This is a genomic window from Sporomusa intestinalis (assembly GCF_055383785.1).
In genome coordinates this window covers 3,870,383-3,888,812 of record NZ_AP042390.1, presented here as the reverse complement: position 1 = coordinate 3,888,812, position 18,430 = coordinate 3,870,383, and the positions used below count along the sequence as shown (strand labels likewise).

Below are 18,430 nucleotides of genomic sequence, written 5' to 3'. Positions count from 1 at the left end.
GGCTGACCGGCCGGCATCGCCTGACGGCTAAAATAAGGTGGTGGGCAGATGGAAACATATATCTTGCAGCTTTTTAACGGCTTTAGCGTCAGTTCAATCTATATACTGGCCGCCCTGGGGCTGGCCATTACCTTCGGCTTGATGAAAGTCATCAATATGGCCCATGGTGAATTCATCATGATTGGCGCCTATGCAACCTATGTTATGCAGAATATTTTTTTGCACTATGTTGATAAAAGCCTCTTTGGCTACTATTTTGTTGCCGCCATCCCTGTGGCTTTTCTTGTGGCCGGGGCGATGGGCTTCCTGCTCGAAGGTGTGGTGATTAAACATCTTTACGGCCGGCCGTTGGACAGTATCTTAGCTACCTGGGGGATCAGCCTGGTTCTCCAGCAATTAGCCAGAAGTATTTTTGGTGCCCCCAATGTGGATGTACAGAGTCCGGGCTGGTTAGAGGGGGCTTTAGTAATCGCCCAGGGCCTGCAGTTTCCTTATAAACGGCTGTTTATTATGGCCCTGGTTATGGCCTGTATTATTGGGATGTTTGTCTTTTTGTATAAAAGTAAATATGGTATCCAGATCAGAGCGGTTATGCAAAACCGGGAAATGGCGGCAAGCCTTGGTATTAATACCCGGCTGGTTGACGCCTATACGTTTGCTGTCGGCTCCGGCATTGCCGGTATTGCCGGCTGTGCCTTAACCTTACTGGGGTCGATTGGCTCTACGGTCGGCACCTATTATATTGTGGATACTTTTATGGTGGTTGTGCTGGGCGGCGTCGGCACCTTGCTGGGTACGATTGCCGGGGGGCTGGTCATCGGCACCGCTAATACCACTTTTGAGTTTTTTACTAATACCTCATTAGGGAAAGTGCTGGTTTTTACCCTGGTTATTTTATTCTTGCAGTGGCGGCCCCAAGGGCTGTTTACGATCAACAGCCGCTCATTGGATTAAGCAAACAAAGGAAGGAGGGCTACCTTTGCACCTTTTACATAAGATGAAAGCCAAAGAAGAACTGGTTTTTATTGCAATCTTTACCGGCCTGGTACTGGCGCCTTTATTTCTGTCAGAGTTCAGAACCAATCTGCTGGGCAAGTTTGTTGCTTACGCTATTTTGGCCATTGGCCTGGATTTAATCTGGGGTTATACCGGGATCTTAAGTCTCGGCCACGGGGTCTATTTCGGCCTGGGGGCCTATGCGATGGCCATGCATTTAAAACTGGAGGCCGCCAACGGGAAGCTGCCCGATTTTATGTCCTGGAGCGGCCTGGAGGTGCTGCCCTGGTTTTGGCAGCCTTTTGCCAACGGGGCGGCAGCCATGGTCTTAGCCATCCTGATTCCCACAGTAATCGCCCTGGTAATCGGCTATTTAACCTTTAAAAACCGGATTCAGGGCGTGTATTTTTCCATCCTGTCACAAGCGCTGGCTCTTATCTTTGTCGTACTGTTTGTCGGCCAGCAAGCCTATACCGGCGGTACAAACGGCTTAACCGGCTACAAAAGCATAATGGGCCTGCCGTTAGCGAATGATACTACCAGGCTGGTGCTGTATTATGTGGCGGTAGGGCTGCTGGGTTTGACCTACTATCTATGCCGGGTGCTGGTGAACCGCCGGATCGGCAAAATACTGATCGCCATTCGCGACGGTGAAAATAGGGTCAGATTCTCCGGGTATAATCCGGCGGCCTATAAGATTTTTGTGTATTGTCTGTCCGCCGCGCTTGCCGGTGTGGCCGGCGCCGTCTTTGTACCCCAGGTGGGCATTATTTCGCCGGCGGAAATGGGGATCGTTCCTTCTATCGAAATGATTATCTGGGTGGCAATCGGCGGCCGGGGGACATTAGTCGGGGCGGTAATCGGCGCCATCCTGGTCAATGCCCTGAAGAGCGGGGTCAGTGAAAGTTTCCCGGCTGTGTGGTCGTACTTTATCGGCCTGGCTTTTGTGGCCGTCGTTTTGTTTATGCCGGCAGGCATTGTGGGTCTGGCCAGGCAGCTTGCCCGCCGGTTCAGGCTGCCCGGCAGTAAGGATGTTAAAGCCGGTGAGGCTGCGTAACAGGGAAAGGAGGCCGGTCAAATGGAGGCAATTTTACAAATTGATAATCTGACGGTCAGTTTTGATGGCTTCAAGGCCGTCAATAGCGTAAATACCGAGATTGCCCAAGGGGAAATACGCTTTTTCATTGGCCCTAACGGGGCCGGTAAAACGACCTTGCTTGATGCCATCTGCGGGCGGGTCAAGCCGGTGGACGGCCAGGTTTTATTCAACGGCAGCCTTGATGTGACAAGATATGCCGAACATGAGATTGTTAACATTGGTATTGGCCGTAAATTTCAGGTTCCGTCGGTGTTTACCAGTCTTACGGTAGCGGAAAATATGGAGCTGGCCGTAGTTAAAGACCGCTCGCTGTATGCAGCGCTGTTCGCCGGTATGAGTAAAGCCCAGCAAGCGTGCAATGACGATATCCTGAACACCATTGGCCTGTATGAAAAGCGCCGCCGGGGGGCGGCAGCCCTGTCCCACGGTGAAAAGCAGTGGCTGGAAATCGGCATGCTGCTGGCTCAGCAGCCCAAGCTGATGCTGCTGGATGAACCTGTTGCCGGCATGGGCCGCAGCGAGACCGAGAAAACGGGCGAATTGCTAAAAAAGATTTGTCAGGACTGTACGGTGGTGGTTGTTGAGCATGATATGCAGTTTGTCCGGGACTTTGCCACCAGGGTCACGGTACTGCATGAAGGCGCCGTGCTGGATGAAGGCAGCGTCTGCGATGTACAAAACAATCCCAAAGTCATTGACGTCTATCTGGGGCGAGGGGGCGAGCAGGATGCTTAATGTAAAAAATTTAACGGCCTGTTATGGGGAAAGTACTATTTTAGACAAAGTGAATGTAGCGGTGGCGCCGGGGCAGGTCGTTTGCCTCCTTGGCCGGAACGGGGTTGGCAAGTCAACCTTTCTTAAAAGCCTAATGGGTCTGGTGAACACCCCGCACGGCAGCATTGTTTTTGACGGCCGGGAGATAATTAGTGACCCTACTTACCGGCGCGCCCGGCGGGGCATTGGCTATGTACCGCAGGGACGGGATATTTTCCCCCAGTTGACGGTAGCGGAAAATTTGCAGCTGGGCTTGGCCATGGCCGGCGGCAACGGGGTAAACAGCGATAAAATATTCAGCCTGTTTCCGGTATTAAAAACCATGCTCGCCCGCAAAGGCGGCGACTTGAGCGGCGGTCAGCAGCAGCAGTTAGCTATTGCCAGAGCCCTGGTGGCCAAGCCCAAGCTGCTTATATTAGACGAGCCTACGGAAGGGATTCAGCCGTCGGTTATCAGGGATATTGGCAGCGTAATCAAGCAGTTAAGGCAAGAGGGCAATATTACTATTCTGATTGTTGAACAGTATCTTGAATTTATCATGGCGGTTGCCGACTACTATTATGTCATGGAGAAAGGGCAGATTGTGGCCGAGGGTTTGACTAAGGACATCAATCCGGCAGAGATGCAAAAGCGCATGGCTGTTTAGGTGAATTTGCTGGCAGGGGGTTAGACAATGCATCTGAGTCCGATGGAAAAAGACAAGCTATTCATATATGTTGCCGGGCAGGTGGCGCGGGAACGGCTGAACCGGGGCCTGCAGCTCAATTATCCTGAGGCGGTAGCCTTGATAACGGCCGAATTGCTGGAGCGCATTCGCGATGGTTATAGTGTGGCCGAGCTGATGACAAGGGGAACGGCCATTCTGGGGTATGAGCAGGTTATGGAAGGTGTGCCGGCGATGATTACTGAGATTCAGGTCGAGGGAACTTTTCCCGATGGCACCAAGCTGGTTACCGTGCATCAGCCAATACGTCTGGCCAGGGGGACTGCATTATGATACCGGGTGAACTGATATTGGCCACTGAGGATATTAGCGCCAACTGCAAGCTGGAGATTGCCGACATTACCGTGGAAAACACCGGTGACCGGCCCATCCAGGTCGGCTCGCACTTTCATTTTTTTGAGGTCAACCGGTACCTGGCCTTTGACCGGACCCGGGCCTGGGGGATGCGCCTGAATATTCCGGCGGGAACGGCTGTACGCTTCGAGCCGGGCGAGAGCCGCACCATTGCGCTTGTCAGGTTTTCCGGCCCCGGTCCCTGGCACGGGGCCAATAACTTAACCGCCGGTTCGACCGACAGGCAGCAATGCCTTAACCGGGCCAGAGACAAGGGCTTTATAAAATAGCTTGTGCCAAGAGCTAAGGGGGGACTAGCGTGAGTTTAACCATGACCAGACGGCAGCATGCCGATATGTACGGACCGACCACCGGCGATAAAATCAGGCTGGCCGATACGGAGCTATGGGCTGAAATTGAACAAGACCTGACAAAACCGGGCGATGAAGCCAAATTTGGTGGCGGCAAGGTTATCCGCGACGGTATGGGCCAGGACCCGGAGGCGCTTGCCGCCGCCATGGACCTGGTGATCACCAACGCGGTGATTATTGATCACTGGGGGATTATCAAGGCCGATATCGGCATTAAAGACGGCCGCATTTGCGGGCTCGGTCAAGCCGGCAACCCGAAGACCATGGCGGGCGTCAACCTGCCCATCGGCGCCGGCACCGAGGTGATTGCCGGGGAGAATTACATTGTTACCGCCGGCGGCATCGACTCGCACATTCACTTCATTTGCCCCCAGCAAATCGAAGCCGCCATTGCCGCCGGCATTACAACTATGCTGGGCGGCGGTACCGGTCCGGCCGCCGGCACCAATGCCACCACCTGCACACCCGGTGAATGGAATATGTACCGCATGCTGCAGGCGGCAGAAGCTTTTCCCGTCAATATTGGCTTTTTTGGCAAAGGCAACAATTCGCGGCCTGAGGCCTTAGCCGCCCAGGTTAAAGCCGGGGCAATCGGGCTCAAATTGCACGAAGACTGGGGGTCTACGCCGGCCGCCATCGACTGTTGTCTTACGGTGGCGGATGAGTTTGATGTTCAGGTTGCCATTCATACCGACACGCTCAATGAAGCCGGCTTTGTCGAAGATACGATTGCCGCCATTGCCGGCCGGACGATCCATACCTTCCATACCGAGGGCGCCGGCGGCGGCCATGCGCCGGATATTATTAAGGTAGCTGCACTGCCGAACGTCCTGCCGTCTTCCACCAATCCTACCCGGCCGTTTACCGTGAATACCCTGGAAGAACACCTGGATATGCTGATGGTCTGCCACCATCTGGACCGCAATGTCCCGGAAGACGTTGCTTTCGCCGATTCGCGCATTCGCCCGGAAACCATTGCCGCCGAAGATATCCTGCACGACCTGGGGGTGATTGCCATGATGTCTTCCGATTCCCAGGCCATGGGGCGGGTCGGTGAGGTTATCATCCGGACCTGGCAGACAGCCCATAAGATGAAGCTGCAGCGGGGCGCGTTGGCAGGCGACGGTTTGCATAAGGATAACAACCGTATTAAACGGTATATCAGCAAATATACCGTTAATCCCGCCATAACCCACGGTATCAGCCAGCTGGTCGGGTCGGTAGAGCCCGGAAAACTGGCAGACCTGGTATTGTGGCAGCCGAAGTTCTTCGGGGTGAAGCCGGCCCTGGTTATTAAGGGCGGCTTGATCATGCAGGCGGCCATGGGGGATGCCAACGCTTCGATTCCCACCCCCCAGCCGGTCATTCAGCGCCCGATGTTTGCTGCTTTTGGCCAGGCTATTGCCAGTTGTGCAGTTACTTTTATTTCGCAGGCCGCGGCTGCCGCCCAGCTGGCAGACCGGCTCCGGCTGCAGAAACAGCTGGTGCCTGTCCGCAACTGCCGCACTATTGGCAAACAGGATATGCAGCATAACTTTGCCACCCCGGCTATTGCCGTTGATCCGGAAACCTATCAGGTTACCGCTGACGGCGAGGCGCTGGTCTGTGAACCCCTGGCCGAATTGCCTTTGGCGCAGCGGTATTTCCTGTTTTAATTAATATTGAAGCTAAGGGAACAAGGAGTAAGTCGCTATGATTATTCATCAGGTTGTGGGCAAGCTGGCCGAGTTGAATTTGGACCACCAGCAGGGCAATACGAACCTTACTATCGAAAGGGTGCTGTTGTCCTGGGATGAGCTGCCTAAACGGATTTTGCGTAAAACCACCGATGGCGGCCGGGAAATCGGTATCCAGCTTGAGAACGGACATTTACATCCCGGCGATATTCTGCATCGCGAGGGTAACCATGTAATCGTTGTGGCAGTCAAAGCCGAAGCTGTTTTGGTTGTGGCTGTCGGCACTATGCGCAATATGGGCCTGGCGGCGCATGCCATCGGCAACATGCATGCGCCGGTCGAGATAACGGCAGACACAATTATCACACCGTATAATCCTGTGTTAGCGGCTCAACTGCAGAAGCTGGGTTTGGCAACCCAGGTGGAAAATCGGCCGTTTAACCCATGAGCAGCCGGCAGCCATTACAGGCCAGACTAAGGCTGATGCAGCTCGCCGATTCGGCTTTTCCCGCAGGCAGTTTTACGCAGTCCTTCGGGCTGGAAACATTTATTCAACGTGGCGATATTACTAACAGCCACCACTTGACCAGCTATATGAAAACCTATCTCTACTATACCTGGCGCGTTACTGATTTGTTGGCGGTCCGGCTTGCCTGGCAGGCCGCCCGGACGCTGAATATGAATAAGCTGATAGTGCTGGATAAACGGCTGCATGCCATGAAGCTGCCTGCTGAAAGCCGGGAGGGCAGTGTAAAAATGGGTAAGCGCCTAAGCCGGCTGTTAGGTGAAATCGACCCGGCGTATCAGCCGGCCGGCCGGTTGCCCTGGTGCCATCATGCCATTGTCTTTGGCCAGTATGGGGCGCTGGCCGGCGAGCTGGAGCCGCTGCTGGCTGCCTATGCCCATGCAGCCGTTGTGTCGTTGGTGGCCAATGGCGTACGGGCCATTCCGCTGGGGCAGACTGATGGCCAGCAAGTCATAGCCCGGCTCCAGCCGCTGGCCGAGCTGTGTATTAACTGGGCTTTAACGGCGGCAGAACCGGAATGGGGCGGGAGCGCCCCGGCCCTGGACTGGGCCGGTATGGCGCATGAAGGCTTATACTCACGAATCTTTATGTCATAGGAGGCCATGGAAATGAAGCCCATTCGCATTGGCGTAGGCGGACCGGTAGGTTCGGGAAAAACGGCTCTGGTGGAAAAGTTAACCCGGTACCTGGCGGCGGAATTCAGCTTAGCGGTTATCACCAACGATATTTTTACCAAAGAAGATGCCCTGTTTCTCTGCCGCAACGGCATTTTGCCCCCTGACCGGATTATTGGGGTCGAGACAGGGGGCTGCCCCCACACGGCCATCCGGGAAGATGCGTCCATGAATCTGGAGGCCATCGAAGCTTTACTGGAGCGCTACCCCGACCTGGAGCTTATTTTTGTGGAAAGCGGCGGTGACAATCTGGCGGCAACCTTTAGTCCGGAGCTGGTGGATGTGGCCATCTACATTATTGATGTAGCGCAGGGGGAGAAGATTCCCCGCAAAGGCGGCCCGGGCATTACCCGCTCGGACCTGCTGATTATTAATAAAATTGATTTGGCCCCGTATGTTGGTGCCAGTCTGGAGGTTATGGCCGCCGATTCCCGCCGCATGCGCGGCGAGAGACCGTTTCTGTTTACAAACCTAAAGACCGAAGAAGGCCTGGCTGAAGTGTTGGCCTGGCTGCGGCATAATGTCATTATGGCGGATATTGTCTGATGCTGGCCAGGTTAAAACAGGGCGTTATTCAGGCCGAGGTAGCTTTGGTAAACGGGCGCAGCGTGCTTAGTTCCCTGCGGCAGCGGATGCCGCTGCGTGTCTCCAGCCCGCTGTATCCTGTCAGTCCCCAGACGGTAAGTTTTTTCATTATGAATCCTGCTGCCGGTCTTCTCCAGGGAGACCAGCATCGTGTTTATCTATGTGTTAAAGCCGGGGCCCGGGCTGTCGTCCTGGGCCAGGGGGCCACCAAGGTTTTTCGCTCCCCCCGGCGCAACTTTTCCCGGCAGTTTACGACCCTCCGCGTCGAGGCCGGGGCCCGGCTGGAGTATCTGCCGGAGGTGGTCATTCCCTTTGCGGACAGTTGTTTGTTCAGCAGAACCAACCTCCTGGTTGCAAGCCCGGCCACGGTCCTGTTTTGGGAAATTAACGCCCCCGGCCGGGTCGCCCGGCAGGAGCTTTTTGCCTATCATAAACTGGATCAGCAGACCAATGTCTATATTGACCGGGAGTTAATCGGCAGCGACCGGTTTGCACTTGCGCCGGCAACAATTCCGGTCGGGCTGCAGTCCTGGCCCAAGCCGCTTGGCCTGCTGCATGGCTATACGCATACCGGTACCTTTTGGGTCATTGACCCTAATGCCGAACAGGCAATAGGCCAGGCGCTGCAGCGCAATACGGAAGTTGAAGCCGGTTATCTTGAGCAGCTGGCCGGCAGGTACAGTGTACTGCTGGCCGGTACTAAACTTACCAGCCAGGCCTATTGTTTCCGGGCTTTAGGGCCCAGTGCGGACAATATTCAGGCCGCCTTCAAAGAACTGTGGCAGTTTTTCCGTAACCGGTTATTTAACCAACCGGCCTGGCCGTGGCGAAAGTACTGAAGCTTACTCTAGCGGGGCCCGCCGGGCAGGGGTGACTCGTGTCTGGCTGGGGGCGGCGGTTTGCTCAGGGACAGCTTGTATATGGCGTTTGCTCATGATATAATTGATAATGATAATCAATTAATTACTGCGGGTATTGCTGTCCTGATAACCGGTGTCATTTGTGGGGCCGGCTATGCAGATTAACCCGGAGATGAGGGAGATTGCCATGAATGGATGGGAAGCGGCAGAACAAGCGGCCCCGGCCGGTGAGGAACACTGGCTGGTGCATAACAACCGGCCTTATGTGATGTATTCAACCCCGGACCGGGTTGTGGCCGGGGCCGGTGAGCGCTTTGGCCGGGCCAGTGTGCGGCATTTATTCAGCGGCCCCTTTGCCCGCGTCCGGGACACGGAGCTGACCTTTGGCGACAGCATTGCCGGCGGCGCCCGCTTTGCGATACCGCATATTGTCCTGTATTTCTGCCTGGCCGGGCAGTTTGCCCTGGAGGAAAACGGACTGGCCGTGGATGACGCCAACTTTTTGGCGTTCCGCGCGGCTGAGCTGCGGCAGGTCCGGTTTCAGTCCGGTGTATATAACCGGATCATTACGGTGGAAATTTATCCTGAGCAAATGCAGGGGGTGGGGAGCAGCCTGCAGGCCCTGCTGCCCTGTTTTCCGGCCGGCGACCGCTTTTTCTCCACCCACCGGCTGACCCCGGGCCTGAGGCATATTTTGCAGCAACTGACCGACTGCCCGTATCCCGTCCCGGTACGGGATTTGTACATAGAAGGAAAGCTGCTGGAATTGCTGGCTGTTTATTTCAATGAAACGGTTTACCGGCAGGCTGTTCTCCCCGACGGGCCGCTCCGGCTTTCCCGGCAGGATATCGCCAGCCTGCAGCAGGCCCGGCAGCTGCTGGATCAGAATTTTATCACGCCGCCGACGCTGGCCGGTCTGGCCAGAATGGTCTGTCTGAATGAGTTTAAATTGAAAAACGGCTTTAAACAGGTATTCGGCCAGACGGTCCACAGCTATGTTGTCGACAAGCGGCTGGAACTGGCTGTCCGGCTATTGGCCGAAAAAAGGCTCAACATCGGCGAGGTGGCTTCGCACATCGGCTATGCGAACGCCAGTTACTTTGCCCTGGCCTTCCGGAAGAAAAATGGTGTCAGCCCGCGCGAGTATCAGGCCCAAAGAGAATAAGCCCCGGCTGCTGACCGGCTGCATCCATTAGGATGCAGCCGGTTTGTTGTTTGCGGTCCCGGACGGCGGGCGAGAAAAAATCCCGATACTGTTGTTAAAATCCGGATACAGGTAGAGGCCGGCGGTCCGGTTTAGTAGACTAATAAATGATATAAATAATCATTATCATATAGTGGACAAGGTAAGGAGGGATTTGATGGCTGGAGGCTCCTGGTTGAAGGCGGCCAAGCCGGACCCGCGGGTGTGGCTGTTGCTGGTTGTCACGGTTTCCTGGCTAACCTATGTGTGCGGGAGCCGGGGCGAGCTTTTCTGCCTGTTTTTGCTGCTGGCCGCATTGATGGCGGTTCAGCAAATGGGACGGACGGCGCTGCGTTTTGCCGCTGTTTACCTGGTCCTGCTGGGCTTGCAGGAGTTGCTGCGGCTGCTGCCCGTACCGTTTGTCAACATGGTGGCCGGCATGCTGATTCTGCTGTTTTTCCGGTTGCTGCCGGTGTATATGGCCTACAGCCTGATGCTGAAAAAAACAGCCCTGAATGAATTGCTGATTGCCCTGGAGCAGCTGCGGGTGCCGAAGCTGCTGATCATTCCCCTGGCGGTTGTTTACCGCTACCTGCCGACGCTGCGGCAGGAGATTGCCTATATCCGGGACAGCCTGCGGCTGCGGGGGCTGAATCCCTCGCCGGCGGCCCTGGTGCTGCAGCCGGTCACAACGGTGGAAACCTTCATGATCCCGCTGCTGATCCGCAGCGGCAAGCTGGCCGATGAACTGGCGGCAGCGGCTTTATGCAAAGGGATTGACGCCGTTCAGCCCCGGACGTCCTGCACCGGGGTCCGGTTTGCGCGGCAGGATGCCGTCTGCTGCCTGGCTATCGCCCTGGTCGCGGCGGCCTTCGTCCTGCTGCACGGGGACGGGTAAGGAACAGTAAAGGAATGGATAACAAGCGTGAAGACACAGGGAAAACCAACCGTGATTCAGTTCAACCAGGTAACGGCAGTCTACCGCCACAGCCGGCAGGCGAGCCTGCGCAGTTTCAGCCTGGACGTACGGCAGGGCGAGTTTGTCCTGCTGACAGGCAGGAGCGGCTGCGGCAAAACAACGGTGACCCGTTTGATCAACGGACTCATGCCGAAATTTTATGACGCGCAGGTCACCGGCGGGGTTTTTGTGGGCGGCCTTGACGCCGGTCAGGCCTCCTTGCGGGAGCTGGCCCGCAAGGTAGGGTCTGTTTTTCAGGACCCCCGCTCCCAGTTCTTCACCCTCCATGTGCTGAGTGAGCTGGCGTTTGCCAGTGAGAATCTCGGCCTGCCGGGACCGGTTATCCGGGCCCGGCTGCAAAAAACGATAGAAAACCTGGACCTGGCTGCGCTCAGGGAGAAATCTCTGTTTGCCCTGTCCAGCGGGGAAAAACAAAAAGTGGCGATCGCCTCCGCCTATACCCTGGAACCGGAAATCTATGTTTTGGACGAGCCTTCGGCCAATCTGGATGAACAAGGGGTGGCCCAGCTGCTGAGACTATTGAAAACGCTCAAGGGCGAAGGCCGTACCGTTATTATCGCCGAGCACCGCCTGGCCTATTTGCGGGGCCTGGCGGACCGGGTGGTCCTGCTGGCGGATGCGCAGGCGGCCGGGGACTTTAGGGCGGCGGATTTTTTTGCCAAACCGGCCGGCTGGTTCCGGGAACAGGGGCTGCGTTATTCTGACGGGGCGGCGCCGCCGGCGGCTGTTTGCCGGCAACGGCCGGGGCAGGTTCCCTTGCTGGAGGCGCGGCAGCTGGCCTTTGCCTATACGCGGGGCCGGCCGGTGTGGGAGAATCTGTCCCTGGCTGCGTATGCCGGCGAGATTACCGGCATTATGGGGGCCAACGGCGCCGGCAAGAGCACCCTGCTGCGGGTGCTGATGGGGCTGGAAAAGCAGACCGGCGGCGAGATCCGGCTTGCGGGCCGGCCGGCCGGCGCCGGCCAGCGGCGGCGGCAGTCGTTTTATGTTATGCAGGATGTCGATTATCAATTGTTTGCCGCCAGCGTCCGGGAGGAACTGCTGCTGGGCTGTCCGGCGACACCGGCGGTGCAGGCCCGGGCCGGGGAATACCTGCGGTATTTTCAGCTCGAAGCCTGCCGGGATCGGCATCCTGCCGCCCTTTCCGGCGGCCAGAAGCAGCGGCTGGCGGTGGCGCTGGCCTGTATGCGCGACGCCAAGCTGTTGTTTTTTGATGAACCCACCAGCGGCCTGGACGGGGCGGGCATGGAAAAGGTCAGCCGCCTGTTGCGGCAGCTGGCGCAGGCGGGCCGCTGCGTTTTTGTCATAACCCATGACCGGGAATTTGCGGCCAACACCTGTGACCGGCTGCTCTGCCTGACGGCAGACGGCCGGTTGACGGAAGGAGGGGAGTAGTGTGGCGGACCGGGACGATACGGCGCAGACGGTGCGCTCTTTAATTACGATCGGCATTTTCAATGCCCTGATTATTGGTATCTTTATGTCGCTGGGGTTCACGATCGGGCTTATTCCGCCGGTACTGATCTTTATGCCGGTGATCCTGTCCATCCCGGGGGGGATTATCTTTATGCTGATGCTGGCGAAAGCGCCGCTGCCGGGGGTATTTGTCATCAGCGGCGCCCTGCTGGGCCTGGTCATGTTCACCATGGCGCCGGCCGGGGTGTTTGGCCTGAGCATTTTTCTGGGGGGCGTGCTGGGCGAGCTGGTATTCAGCCGGCTGGGCCGGCAGCGGTTCATTGCCGCCGCCAGCGGCTTTGCCTGCTATATGCTGGGGTTTGCCGTCGGGGAAAGCCTGCCGCTGACCTTTATGAAAGAGGCCTATCTGGCCCAGGAGGCCGCTCATGGCGCCGAGCAGCTGTCGATATTGCAGCAGTGCCTGGAGTTGATGAACCCGCCGCTGTTTGCCCTGATCTGCGTGCTTACGGTATTTGCCGCCTATGGGGGCAGTTTTTGGGGCCGGCGGCTGTTGCGGGCTCATTTTGAAAAAGCCGGGATTGTGTGACCGGTTAGCTAACGAAGGAGGGTGATTAGGTGTCAAAAAGACAAAGACTAGGCCTGGCCGGTGTCCTGCTGAGCGGCGCCGTGCTGCTGGCCGGGCCGGCGGCGCTGGCGGAGGAGCAGGAATTCAGCCTGGATGAATATGTGGTGACGGCCAGCCGGATGCCGGTGAAAAAGACGGAAACAGGCGCCAGCATAACGGTGATTACCCGGGAGGAATTGGCAAGAAGCGGGGCGGTCAGCGTGCCTGATGCCCTGAAAAATACTACCGTAACGATCCAGAATGACCGTACCGCCAGTGTCCCAACCATCAATGGCGACGTGCGCGTGCTGGTCCTGGTTGACGGGCGCGAGGTCAACTGGAAGGGCGGCGGTATGCACATGGGCCAGTCGGGCGCCAATATGGACAATCTGCCGGCTGTGGACAGCATTGAACGGATCGAGATTGTCCGGGGGCCTGCCTCGGCCCTGTATGGCAGCGACGCGGTAGGCGGCGTCATCAACATCATCACGCGCAAAAGCTCCGGACCGTCCACCCGCTATACGGCGGAAGCCGGCAGCTGGGGGCTGCGCCGCTATAAGCTGACTACTGAGGATAGCAGCGGCGATATCAGTTTCCGCCTCAATTGGGAACGGGAACGCCAGGACGACTACCGCTATCACAGCGGCTACAGCGGCAAAAAAGACGAACAGGCCGTCAATACGGCCCTGGACCAGGACAAAATCAACCTCCGCCTGGACAGGGATTTCGGCGCCGACCGGTTGCTGACGCTGACGGTCGACCATACCGACGGGCGGAAAGGCTTTAACGTTATGCCCGATTACAATGTCTATGCCGATTCCGGTGGTGATACGAATTATTTTGCTAATATATACCAAACTTACGTCGAAAATAATATTTCCTTGACTTACAATTGGGGTCAAGGGGAAAAAGTCAATAATTTTATCCGGTTGTACCGTAATTATATGACCTATGATTATAACAACCATATGAATATGTACTACCCTGATTATTATTTCAACGGCCTGTCCTATACCAATCAGGCCGACGGCGCCGAGTGGCAGCAGACCTGGCGCTTTAGCGACACCTACACCCTGCTGGGAGGTGCCTCGTGGCGCCAGGTCACGGCCGATTCCAAAGAGTATGATATTGACATTCCGATGTACAATATACACGTGGATGGCTATAATTACCGCGATAAAAAGCTAAGCAACCGGGCCTTCTTTCTGGAAAATAACTGGCGCCTGCCGCAGGACTGGTCGCTGACGGCCGGGGTGCGCTATGACGATTACACGCTGTTCGGCGATAAGACCACGTCCCGCGTTACGGCCAACCGCGAACTTAACGCAGCTACCAACCTTTACGCGTCGTGGGGCCAGATTTTCAAGACGCCGTTTATCGCCGATGTCTACGGCGGCGGCTTTATGGTCCCCAATCTAAACCTTAAGCCCGAAACCGGCGATGTCATCACACTGGGGCTGAATACCCGGCTGGCCGGGGGGACCGAGCTTCAGGCCAGCCTGTTCAGCAGTCGCCTTGACGATGCGTTGGATTTTATTGTAGTTGGCACGAACAAGTATCAATGGCAAAATGTCAATGAACTGAAACGCAAGGGGCTAGACCTGAGCCTGAAACACCGGTTATCGCCGCAATGGCAGGTAACGGCCGGCTATTCTTATGTGAAAGTGGAGGAAGAGGGGGCTACCAAGCGGGAAGAGTATAACAATAACGAACCCCATGGCTACCGGCTGGGACTGCAGTACGGACAGGACAAATGGGACGCCGACTTTTCGCTCCGGGGCGCAACCGGGCGCAGCCGCCAGGCCTTCACTGCCTCAGATTACCGGGTGATCGACCTGGGGGTAAATTACAAGCCCAACCCGGCCACCCGCCTGTACCTGAAGGTATACAACCTGACGGACGAAGCCTATGAACTGCACGGCTCCTACAAGGGGGATGCCAGCGATTTGACCGGATTGTATCCGATGCCGGGCAGACAGGTTGTCTTTGGTATTGACCAGCGCCTGTAGCCGGCGCAGCAATCAGCAGGAGGCTGCGGCTTTTCTGCTGATTGCTCTTTGGGGAGAAAGGTGGAAGTACTGATGGAAGGAAATCACTGGCTGAAAACCGTGTGGCTCTTCGCCGCCGGCTGCCGGCCGCAGCTGCTGCTGGCAATACTGTGCGCAGTGGTCAGTGTGGCCGGCAGCATGGTGCCGTATCTGGGGGTTTATCAGATTATCAGCCTGTCTCTGGCCGGGCAGGCAAGTGTCAGGGCCGTCCTGTTCTGGTCAGCCCTGAGTCTGGGCGGACATCTAATCCAGCTCGGATTTTATGCCTTGTCGACGATGCTGGCCCATTTTTCCGCCTACAGCATCCTGGAGAATATGCGCCTGCGCATCGCCGACCGGCTGCTGCAGGCGCCGCTGGGAACGGTGCTGAACCAGCCGGCGGGAAAAATGAAAAGTGTGATTGTCGACAAGGTGGAAAGCGTGGAGGTTCCCCTGGCCCATCTCATCCCGGAGGGCACGGCCAATCTGCTGCTGCCGCTGGCGATATTTGCCTGTTTGCTGGCCATCGACTGGCGGATGGCCCTGGCGGCTACGCTGACGATACCGGCAGCTGCCGCCATCTATGCGGTGCTGCTGCAGGCCTTTGACAAAAAGTATGCTGAATATATGGCCGCCGGCAATTATGTCAATAGTGTGATTGTCGAATATATTGAAGGGATCGAGGTGATCAAGGCTTTTAACCAGTCGGCCGCCTCCTATGAACGGTATGAGCGCGCCGTTGGGCAGTTTAAGGAGTATACCCTGGCCTGGTTCCGGAGTACCTGGAAAGCCATGAACCTGGGGAGCGCGGTGCTGCCGTCCACCCTGCTGGGCGCCATGCCGGCCGGGATGTATTTGTATCTTAACGGCACGCTGCAGCCGGCCGAGCTTACGATGTGCCTGATCCTGTCCCTGGGGCTGGTTGCGCCCCTGACCAGCTTTACGGTGTTTGTCAATGATGCCAAGGCCATCGAATACGCGGTGAAAGACGCGGCTGATTTTTTAAACCTGCCGGTACTGCCGGTTGCGGCGGCGCCGGTGGCGCTGGCAGCCTATGACATTGCACTGGACCGGGTGTCTTTTGCCTATGACGCGGCGGCCCCGGGGCCGGCCGGGGGCCGGCAGGTGCTTGACGGCCTGACGCTGCGCCTGCCCCAGGGCAGCTTTACGGCGCTGGTGGGGCCGTCGGGCAGCGGCAAATCGACGGTTGCCAGGCTGATCGCCCGTTTTTGGGATGTGGGGAGCGGCGCAATCCGCATCGGCGGGGTGGATATTAAGGATCTGCCTCTGTCCCAACTGGCCGACACGGTCAGTTTTGTAACCCAGGATAATTTCCTGTTTAACTGCTCCCTTAAGGAAAACATCCGCCTGGGCAATCCCTGGGCGTCGGACGAGGCGGTTGTGGCCGCCGCCCGGGCAGCCTGCTGCGACGGGTTTATCCGCAGGCTGCCTGAAGGGTACGATACCGGCGCCGGCGAAGCGGGCAGCAGGCTGTCCGGCGGGGAAAAGCAACGGATCGCGATTGCCAGAGCTATCTTAAAAGCTGCGCCGGTGGTCATTCTGGATGAAGCCACGGCCTTTACCGATCCGGAAAACGAGGACAAGCTCCAGCAGTCCCTGGCCGCCCTGACCCGTGGCAAGACCCTGCTGGTTATCGCCCACCGGCTGTCGACGATTACCCGGGCCGACCAGATCGTGGTTCTGGAGCAGGGCCGGATTATCCAGACCGGCCCGCACGCCGCCCTGCTTGCCGGCTGCCCGCTTTACCGGTCGATGTGGGCGGCCCATACCGGCGCCCGCCGGTGGGCGGCCAAGCACGAACAAGGAGGTGACAGCCGATGCTGCGGACAATAAAACGGATTATCGCCTGGTCTGGACAGCGCCAAAGGCGCTTATATACCGGTTGTGTCTATTCGTTCCTGCATACGGTATTTACGGCCCTGCCGGTTATGGGGGCCGCCTGGGGCCTCAATCTCATTATCGAGGACAGCAGGGGCCGCGCCGCCATTGACGGGACCTGGGTCTGGTATATGCTGGGGTTTATGCTGGCTGCCGTGGCCGGGCGGTTCTGGTTCGCCTATCTGTGGGCCTCCGCCCAGGAAAGCATTGGCTATGAAGTGGCCGCCGAGCAGCGGCTGGCGATTGGCGCCCTCTTGAAACGGGTGTCGCTGGGCTTTTTCAGCAAGAAAACTGCCGGCGAGATTGCCGCCGCCGTGACAACCGATTTATCCTTCCTGGAGCTGTTTGGCATGAAGATGGTGGATGTGGTTGTCAACGGCTATATCAGCGCGGTTACCCTGGTGCTGTGCCTGGCCCTGTACAGCTGGCCGGTGGCGCTGGTGGCGGCGGCCGGCATCGCGGCCTCGGCCTGGTCGCTGCGGCTGCTGGGCCGGAAAAGCAAGGCCAACGCCCCGGTCCATCAAAGTGCCCAGGACCGCATGATTGCCGCCACCCTGGAATACCTGCGGGGCATGGCGGTTGTCAAGGCCTTCAAGCAGGACGGTGTGGCCCGGGACGGAATCCGCAATGCCTACCGGCTGAGCAGGGAAATCAACTGCAAGATTGAAAAAGAATACGTGCCTTACAACTGCCTCCATTTATTGTCCCTGAAAGCCGCCGCCACCGGCGTGGTCCTGGCCGCGGCCCTGCTGACGCTGGCAGGATCTATGGCTGTGCCGACGCTGCTGCTGATGGCGATCTTCTCCTTTATGATCTTCAAGCAGATTGAGACAGTGAACAATGCCGCCCATGTGCTGGAACTCATTGATGTCACCCTCGATAAACTCGGGGAGCTTGAGACGGCGGAGTTTATTGATAAAGACGGGGTTGACAGGCCGTTGCCGGCCTATGATATCCGGTTTGAGGACGTCACGTTCGCCTATGACCGGCAGCCTGTGCTGCAGAATGTGTCCTTTACCATCCCGGCCGGCACAACGACGGCCATTGTCGGTCCCTCGGGCAGCGGCAAATCGACAATCTGCAGCCTGATCGCCCGTTTCTATGATGTGAATCAGGGCCGGGTGCTGATTGGCGGGGTGGATATCAAAACCATGACCTGCGACAGCCTGCTTGCCCATATCAGTATGGTATTCCAGCAGGTCTACCTGTTTCATGACACGGTGCTGAATAATATCCGCTTCGGCCAGCCGGCGGCAACCATGGACGAGGTGGTGGCGGCGGCCCGCAAGGCCTGCTGCCATGATTTCATTAGCAAGCTGCCCAACGGCTATGAGACTGTAATCGGCGACGGCGGTTCCACTCTTTCGGGCGGGGAAAAACAGCGCATTTCCATTGCCCGGGCCATACTGAAGGCCGCGCCGATTGTTATTTTGGACGAGGCAACCGCCAGTGTGGACCCGGAGAACGAGCATCTGATTCAGCAGGCGCTCAGTGCCCTGGTGCAGGGCAAAACCATGCTGATTATTGCCCACCGCCTGGCTACCATTCAAAACGCGGATAAGATTCTGGTGGTGGAGGCCGGCCGCATTGTCCAGCAGGGCACCCACGCGGAGCTGCGCCGGCAGGACGGGGTGTACAGGCGGTTTTTGGCCATCCGGCAGGCGGCGGAGGGATGGAGCCTTTGCGTGTAGCGGACTGTCTGCT

18 protein-coding genes are annotated in these 18,430 nt (G+C 57.4%); all 18 read left to right on the top strand.

The window, feature by feature from the left end; translation table 11 throughout:
• Nucleotides 1-48: 48 nt before the first annotated feature.
• On the top strand, nucleotides 49-954 hold the full coding sequence (gene urtB / locus ACZ481_RS18340) for an urea ABC transporter permease subunit UrtB (protein ID WP_464766778.1): 906 nt from the start codon (nucleotides 49-51) through the stop codon (nucleotides 952-954).
• A 25-nt stretch (nucleotides 955-979) separates the two neighbouring features.
• The gene (gene urtC, locus ACZ481_RS18335; protein WP_464766777.1) at nucleotides 980-2,053 is read left to right on the top strand and encodes an urea ABC transporter permease subunit UrtC; all 1,074 of its coding nucleotides are present in this window, start codon (nucleotides 980-982) and stop codon (nucleotides 2,051-2,053) included.
• A gap of 21 nt (nucleotides 2,054-2,074) precedes the next feature.
• Nucleotides 2,075-2,830 (top strand): urea ABC transporter ATP-binding protein UrtD, encoded by a 756-nt coding sequence (gene urtD, locus ACZ481_RS18330; RefSeq protein WP_464766776.1) that lies wholly within the window; start codon nucleotides 2,075-2,077, stop codon nucleotides 2,828-2,830.
• Entirely contained in the window at nucleotides 2,823-3,515 is a 693-nt protein-coding gene (gene urtE / locus ACZ481_RS18325) for an urea ABC transporter ATP-binding subunit UrtE (protein ID WP_464766775.1), read from the top strand. The genes urtD and urtE overlap by 8 nt, the downstream gene beginning before the upstream one ends.
• A gap of 27 nt (nucleotides 3,516-3,542) precedes the next feature.
• Nucleotides 3,543-3,866 (top strand): urease subunit gamma, encoded by a 324-nt coding sequence (locus ACZ481_RS18320; protein WP_464766774.1) that lies wholly within the window; start codon nucleotides 3,543-3,545, stop codon nucleotides 3,864-3,866.
• Complete coding sequence (locus tag ACZ481_RS18315; RefSeq protein ID WP_464766773.1) at nucleotides 3,863-4,216, top strand: urease subunit beta; 354 nt, start codon at nucleotides 3,863-3,865, stop codon at nucleotides 4,214-4,216. The genes ACZ481_RS18320 and ACZ481_RS18315 overlap by 4 nt, the downstream gene beginning before the upstream one ends.
• A gap of 29 nt (nucleotides 4,217-4,245) precedes the next feature.
• Entirely contained in the window at nucleotides 4,246-5,952 is a 1,707-nt protein-coding gene (gene ureC, locus ACZ481_RS18310; RefSeq protein WP_464766772.1) for an urease subunit alpha, read from the top strand.
• 37 nt (nucleotides 5,953-5,989) lie between these two features.
• Nucleotides 5,990-6,421, top strand: a complete 432-nt coding sequence (locus ACZ481_RS18305) for an urease accessory protein UreE (protein ID WP_464766771.1) — start codon at nucleotides 5,990-5,992, stop codon at nucleotides 6,419-6,421.
• 35 nt (nucleotides 6,422-6,456) lie between these two features.
• Complete coding sequence (locus ACZ481_RS18300; protein WP_464766770.1) at nucleotides 6,457-7,095, top strand: urease accessory protein UreF; 639 nt, start codon at nucleotides 6,457-6,459, stop codon at nucleotides 7,093-7,095.
• 12 nt (nucleotides 7,096-7,107) lie between these two features.
• Nucleotides 7,108-7,719: an urease accessory protein UreG gene (gene ureG / locus ACZ481_RS18295; protein ID WP_464766769.1), complete on the top strand. Its 612-nt coding sequence runs from the start codon at nucleotides 7,108-7,110 to the stop codon at nucleotides 7,717-7,719.
• Nucleotides 7,719-8,597 carry an urease accessory protein UreD gene (locus tag ACZ481_RS18290; protein ID WP_464766768.1) on the top strand — a complete coding sequence of 293 codons (879 nt, stop codon included), beginning with the start codon at nucleotides 7,719-7,721 and terminating at the stop codon, nucleotides 8,595-8,597. Before ureG ends, ACZ481_RS18290 begins: the two co-directional genes overlap by 1 nt.
• Nucleotides 8,598-8,772: 175 nt before the next feature.
• Nucleotides 8,773-9,783 carry a helix-turn-helix domain-containing protein gene (locus ACZ481_RS18285; protein WP_464766767.1) on the top strand — a complete coding sequence of 337 codons (1,011 nt, stop codon included), beginning with the start codon at nucleotides 8,773-8,775 and terminating at the stop codon, nucleotides 9,781-9,783.
• Between the two features lie 196 nt (nucleotides 9,784-9,979).
• The gene (locus ACZ481_RS18280; RefSeq protein ID WP_464766766.1) at nucleotides 9,980-10,699 is read left to right on the top strand and encodes an energy-coupling factor transporter transmembrane component T family protein; all 720 of its coding nucleotides are present in this window, start codon (nucleotides 9,980-9,982) and stop codon (nucleotides 10,697-10,699) included.
• Nucleotides 10,700-10,726: 27 nt separating this feature from the next.
• Complete coding sequence (locus ACZ481_RS18275) at nucleotides 10,727-12,175, top strand: ABC transporter ATP-binding protein (protein WP_464766765.1); 1,449 nt, start codon at nucleotides 10,727-10,729, stop codon at nucleotides 12,173-12,175.
• A gap of 1 nt (nucleotide 12,176) precedes the next feature.
• The gene (locus ACZ481_RS18270) at nucleotides 12,177-12,782 is read left to right on the top strand and encodes an MptD family putative ECF transporter S component (protein WP_464766764.1); all 606 of its coding nucleotides are present in this window, start codon (nucleotides 12,177-12,179) and stop codon (nucleotides 12,780-12,782) included.
• Nucleotides 12,783-12,811: 29 nt separating this feature from the next.
• Nucleotides 12,812-14,809, top strand: coding sequence for a TonB-dependent receptor plug domain-containing protein (locus ACZ481_RS18265; RefSeq protein WP_464766763.1), 1,998 nt, complete (start codon nucleotides 12,812-12,814; stop codon nucleotides 14,807-14,809).
• A gap of 48 nt (nucleotides 14,810-14,857) precedes the next feature.
• Nucleotides 14,858-16,681 (top strand): ABC transporter ATP-binding protein, encoded by a 1,824-nt coding sequence (locus ACZ481_RS18260; RefSeq protein ID WP_464766762.1) that lies wholly within the window; start codon nucleotides 14,858-14,860, stop codon nucleotides 16,679-16,681.
• Entirely contained in the window at nucleotides 16,666-18,417 is a 1,752-nt protein-coding gene (locus tag ACZ481_RS18255) for an ABC transporter ATP-binding protein (protein ID WP_464766761.1), read from the top strand. The genes ACZ481_RS18260 and ACZ481_RS18255 overlap by 16 nt, the downstream gene beginning before the upstream one ends.
• Nucleotides 18,418-18,430 lie beyond the last annotated feature (13 nt).

Coding starts and splice junctions, on each gene's coding strand:
- urtB (WP_464766778.1), top strand. CDS start 49: ATGGAAACATATATCTTGCAGCTTTTTAACGGCTTTAGCGTCAGTTCA.
- urtD (WP_464766776.1), top strand. CDS start 2,075: ATGGAGGCAATTTTACAAATTGATAATCTGACGGTCAGTTTTGATGGC.
- urtE (WP_464766775.1), top strand. CDS start 2,823: ATGCTTAATGTAAAAAATTTAACGGCCTGTTATGGGGAAAGTACTATT.
- ACZ481_RS18320 (WP_464766774.1), top strand. CDS start 3,543: ATGCATCTGAGTCCGATGGAAAAAGACAAGCTATTCATATATGTTGCC.
- ACZ481_RS18315 (WP_464766773.1), top strand. CDS start 3,863: ATGATACCGGGTGAACTGATATTGGCCACTGAGGATATTAGCGCCAAC.
- ACZ481_RS18305 (WP_464766771.1), top strand. CDS start 5,990: ATGATTATTCATCAGGTTGTGGGCAAGCTGGCCGAGTTGAATTTGGAC.
- ACZ481_RS18300 (WP_464766770.1), top strand. CDS start 6,457: ATGCAGCTCGCCGATTCGGCTTTTCCCGCAGGCAGTTTTACGCAGTCC.
- ureG (WP_464766769.1), top strand. CDS start 7,108: ATGAAGCCCATTCGCATTGGCGTAGGCGGACCGGTAGGTTCGGGAAAA.
- ACZ481_RS18290 (WP_464766768.1), top strand. CDS start 7,719: ATGCTGGCCAGGTTAAAACAGGGCGTTATTCAGGCCGAGGTAGCTTTG.
- ACZ481_RS18285 (WP_464766767.1), top strand. CDS start 8,773: ATGCAGATTAACCCGGAGATGAGGGAGATTGCCATGAATGGATGGGAA.
- ACZ481_RS18280 (WP_464766766.1), top strand. CDS start 9,980: ATGGCTGGAGGCTCCTGGTTGAAGGCGGCCAAGCCGGACCCGCGGGTG.
- ACZ481_RS18255 (WP_464766761.1), top strand. CDS start 16,666: ATGCTGCGGACAATAAAACGGATTATCGCCTGGTCTGGACAGCGCCAA.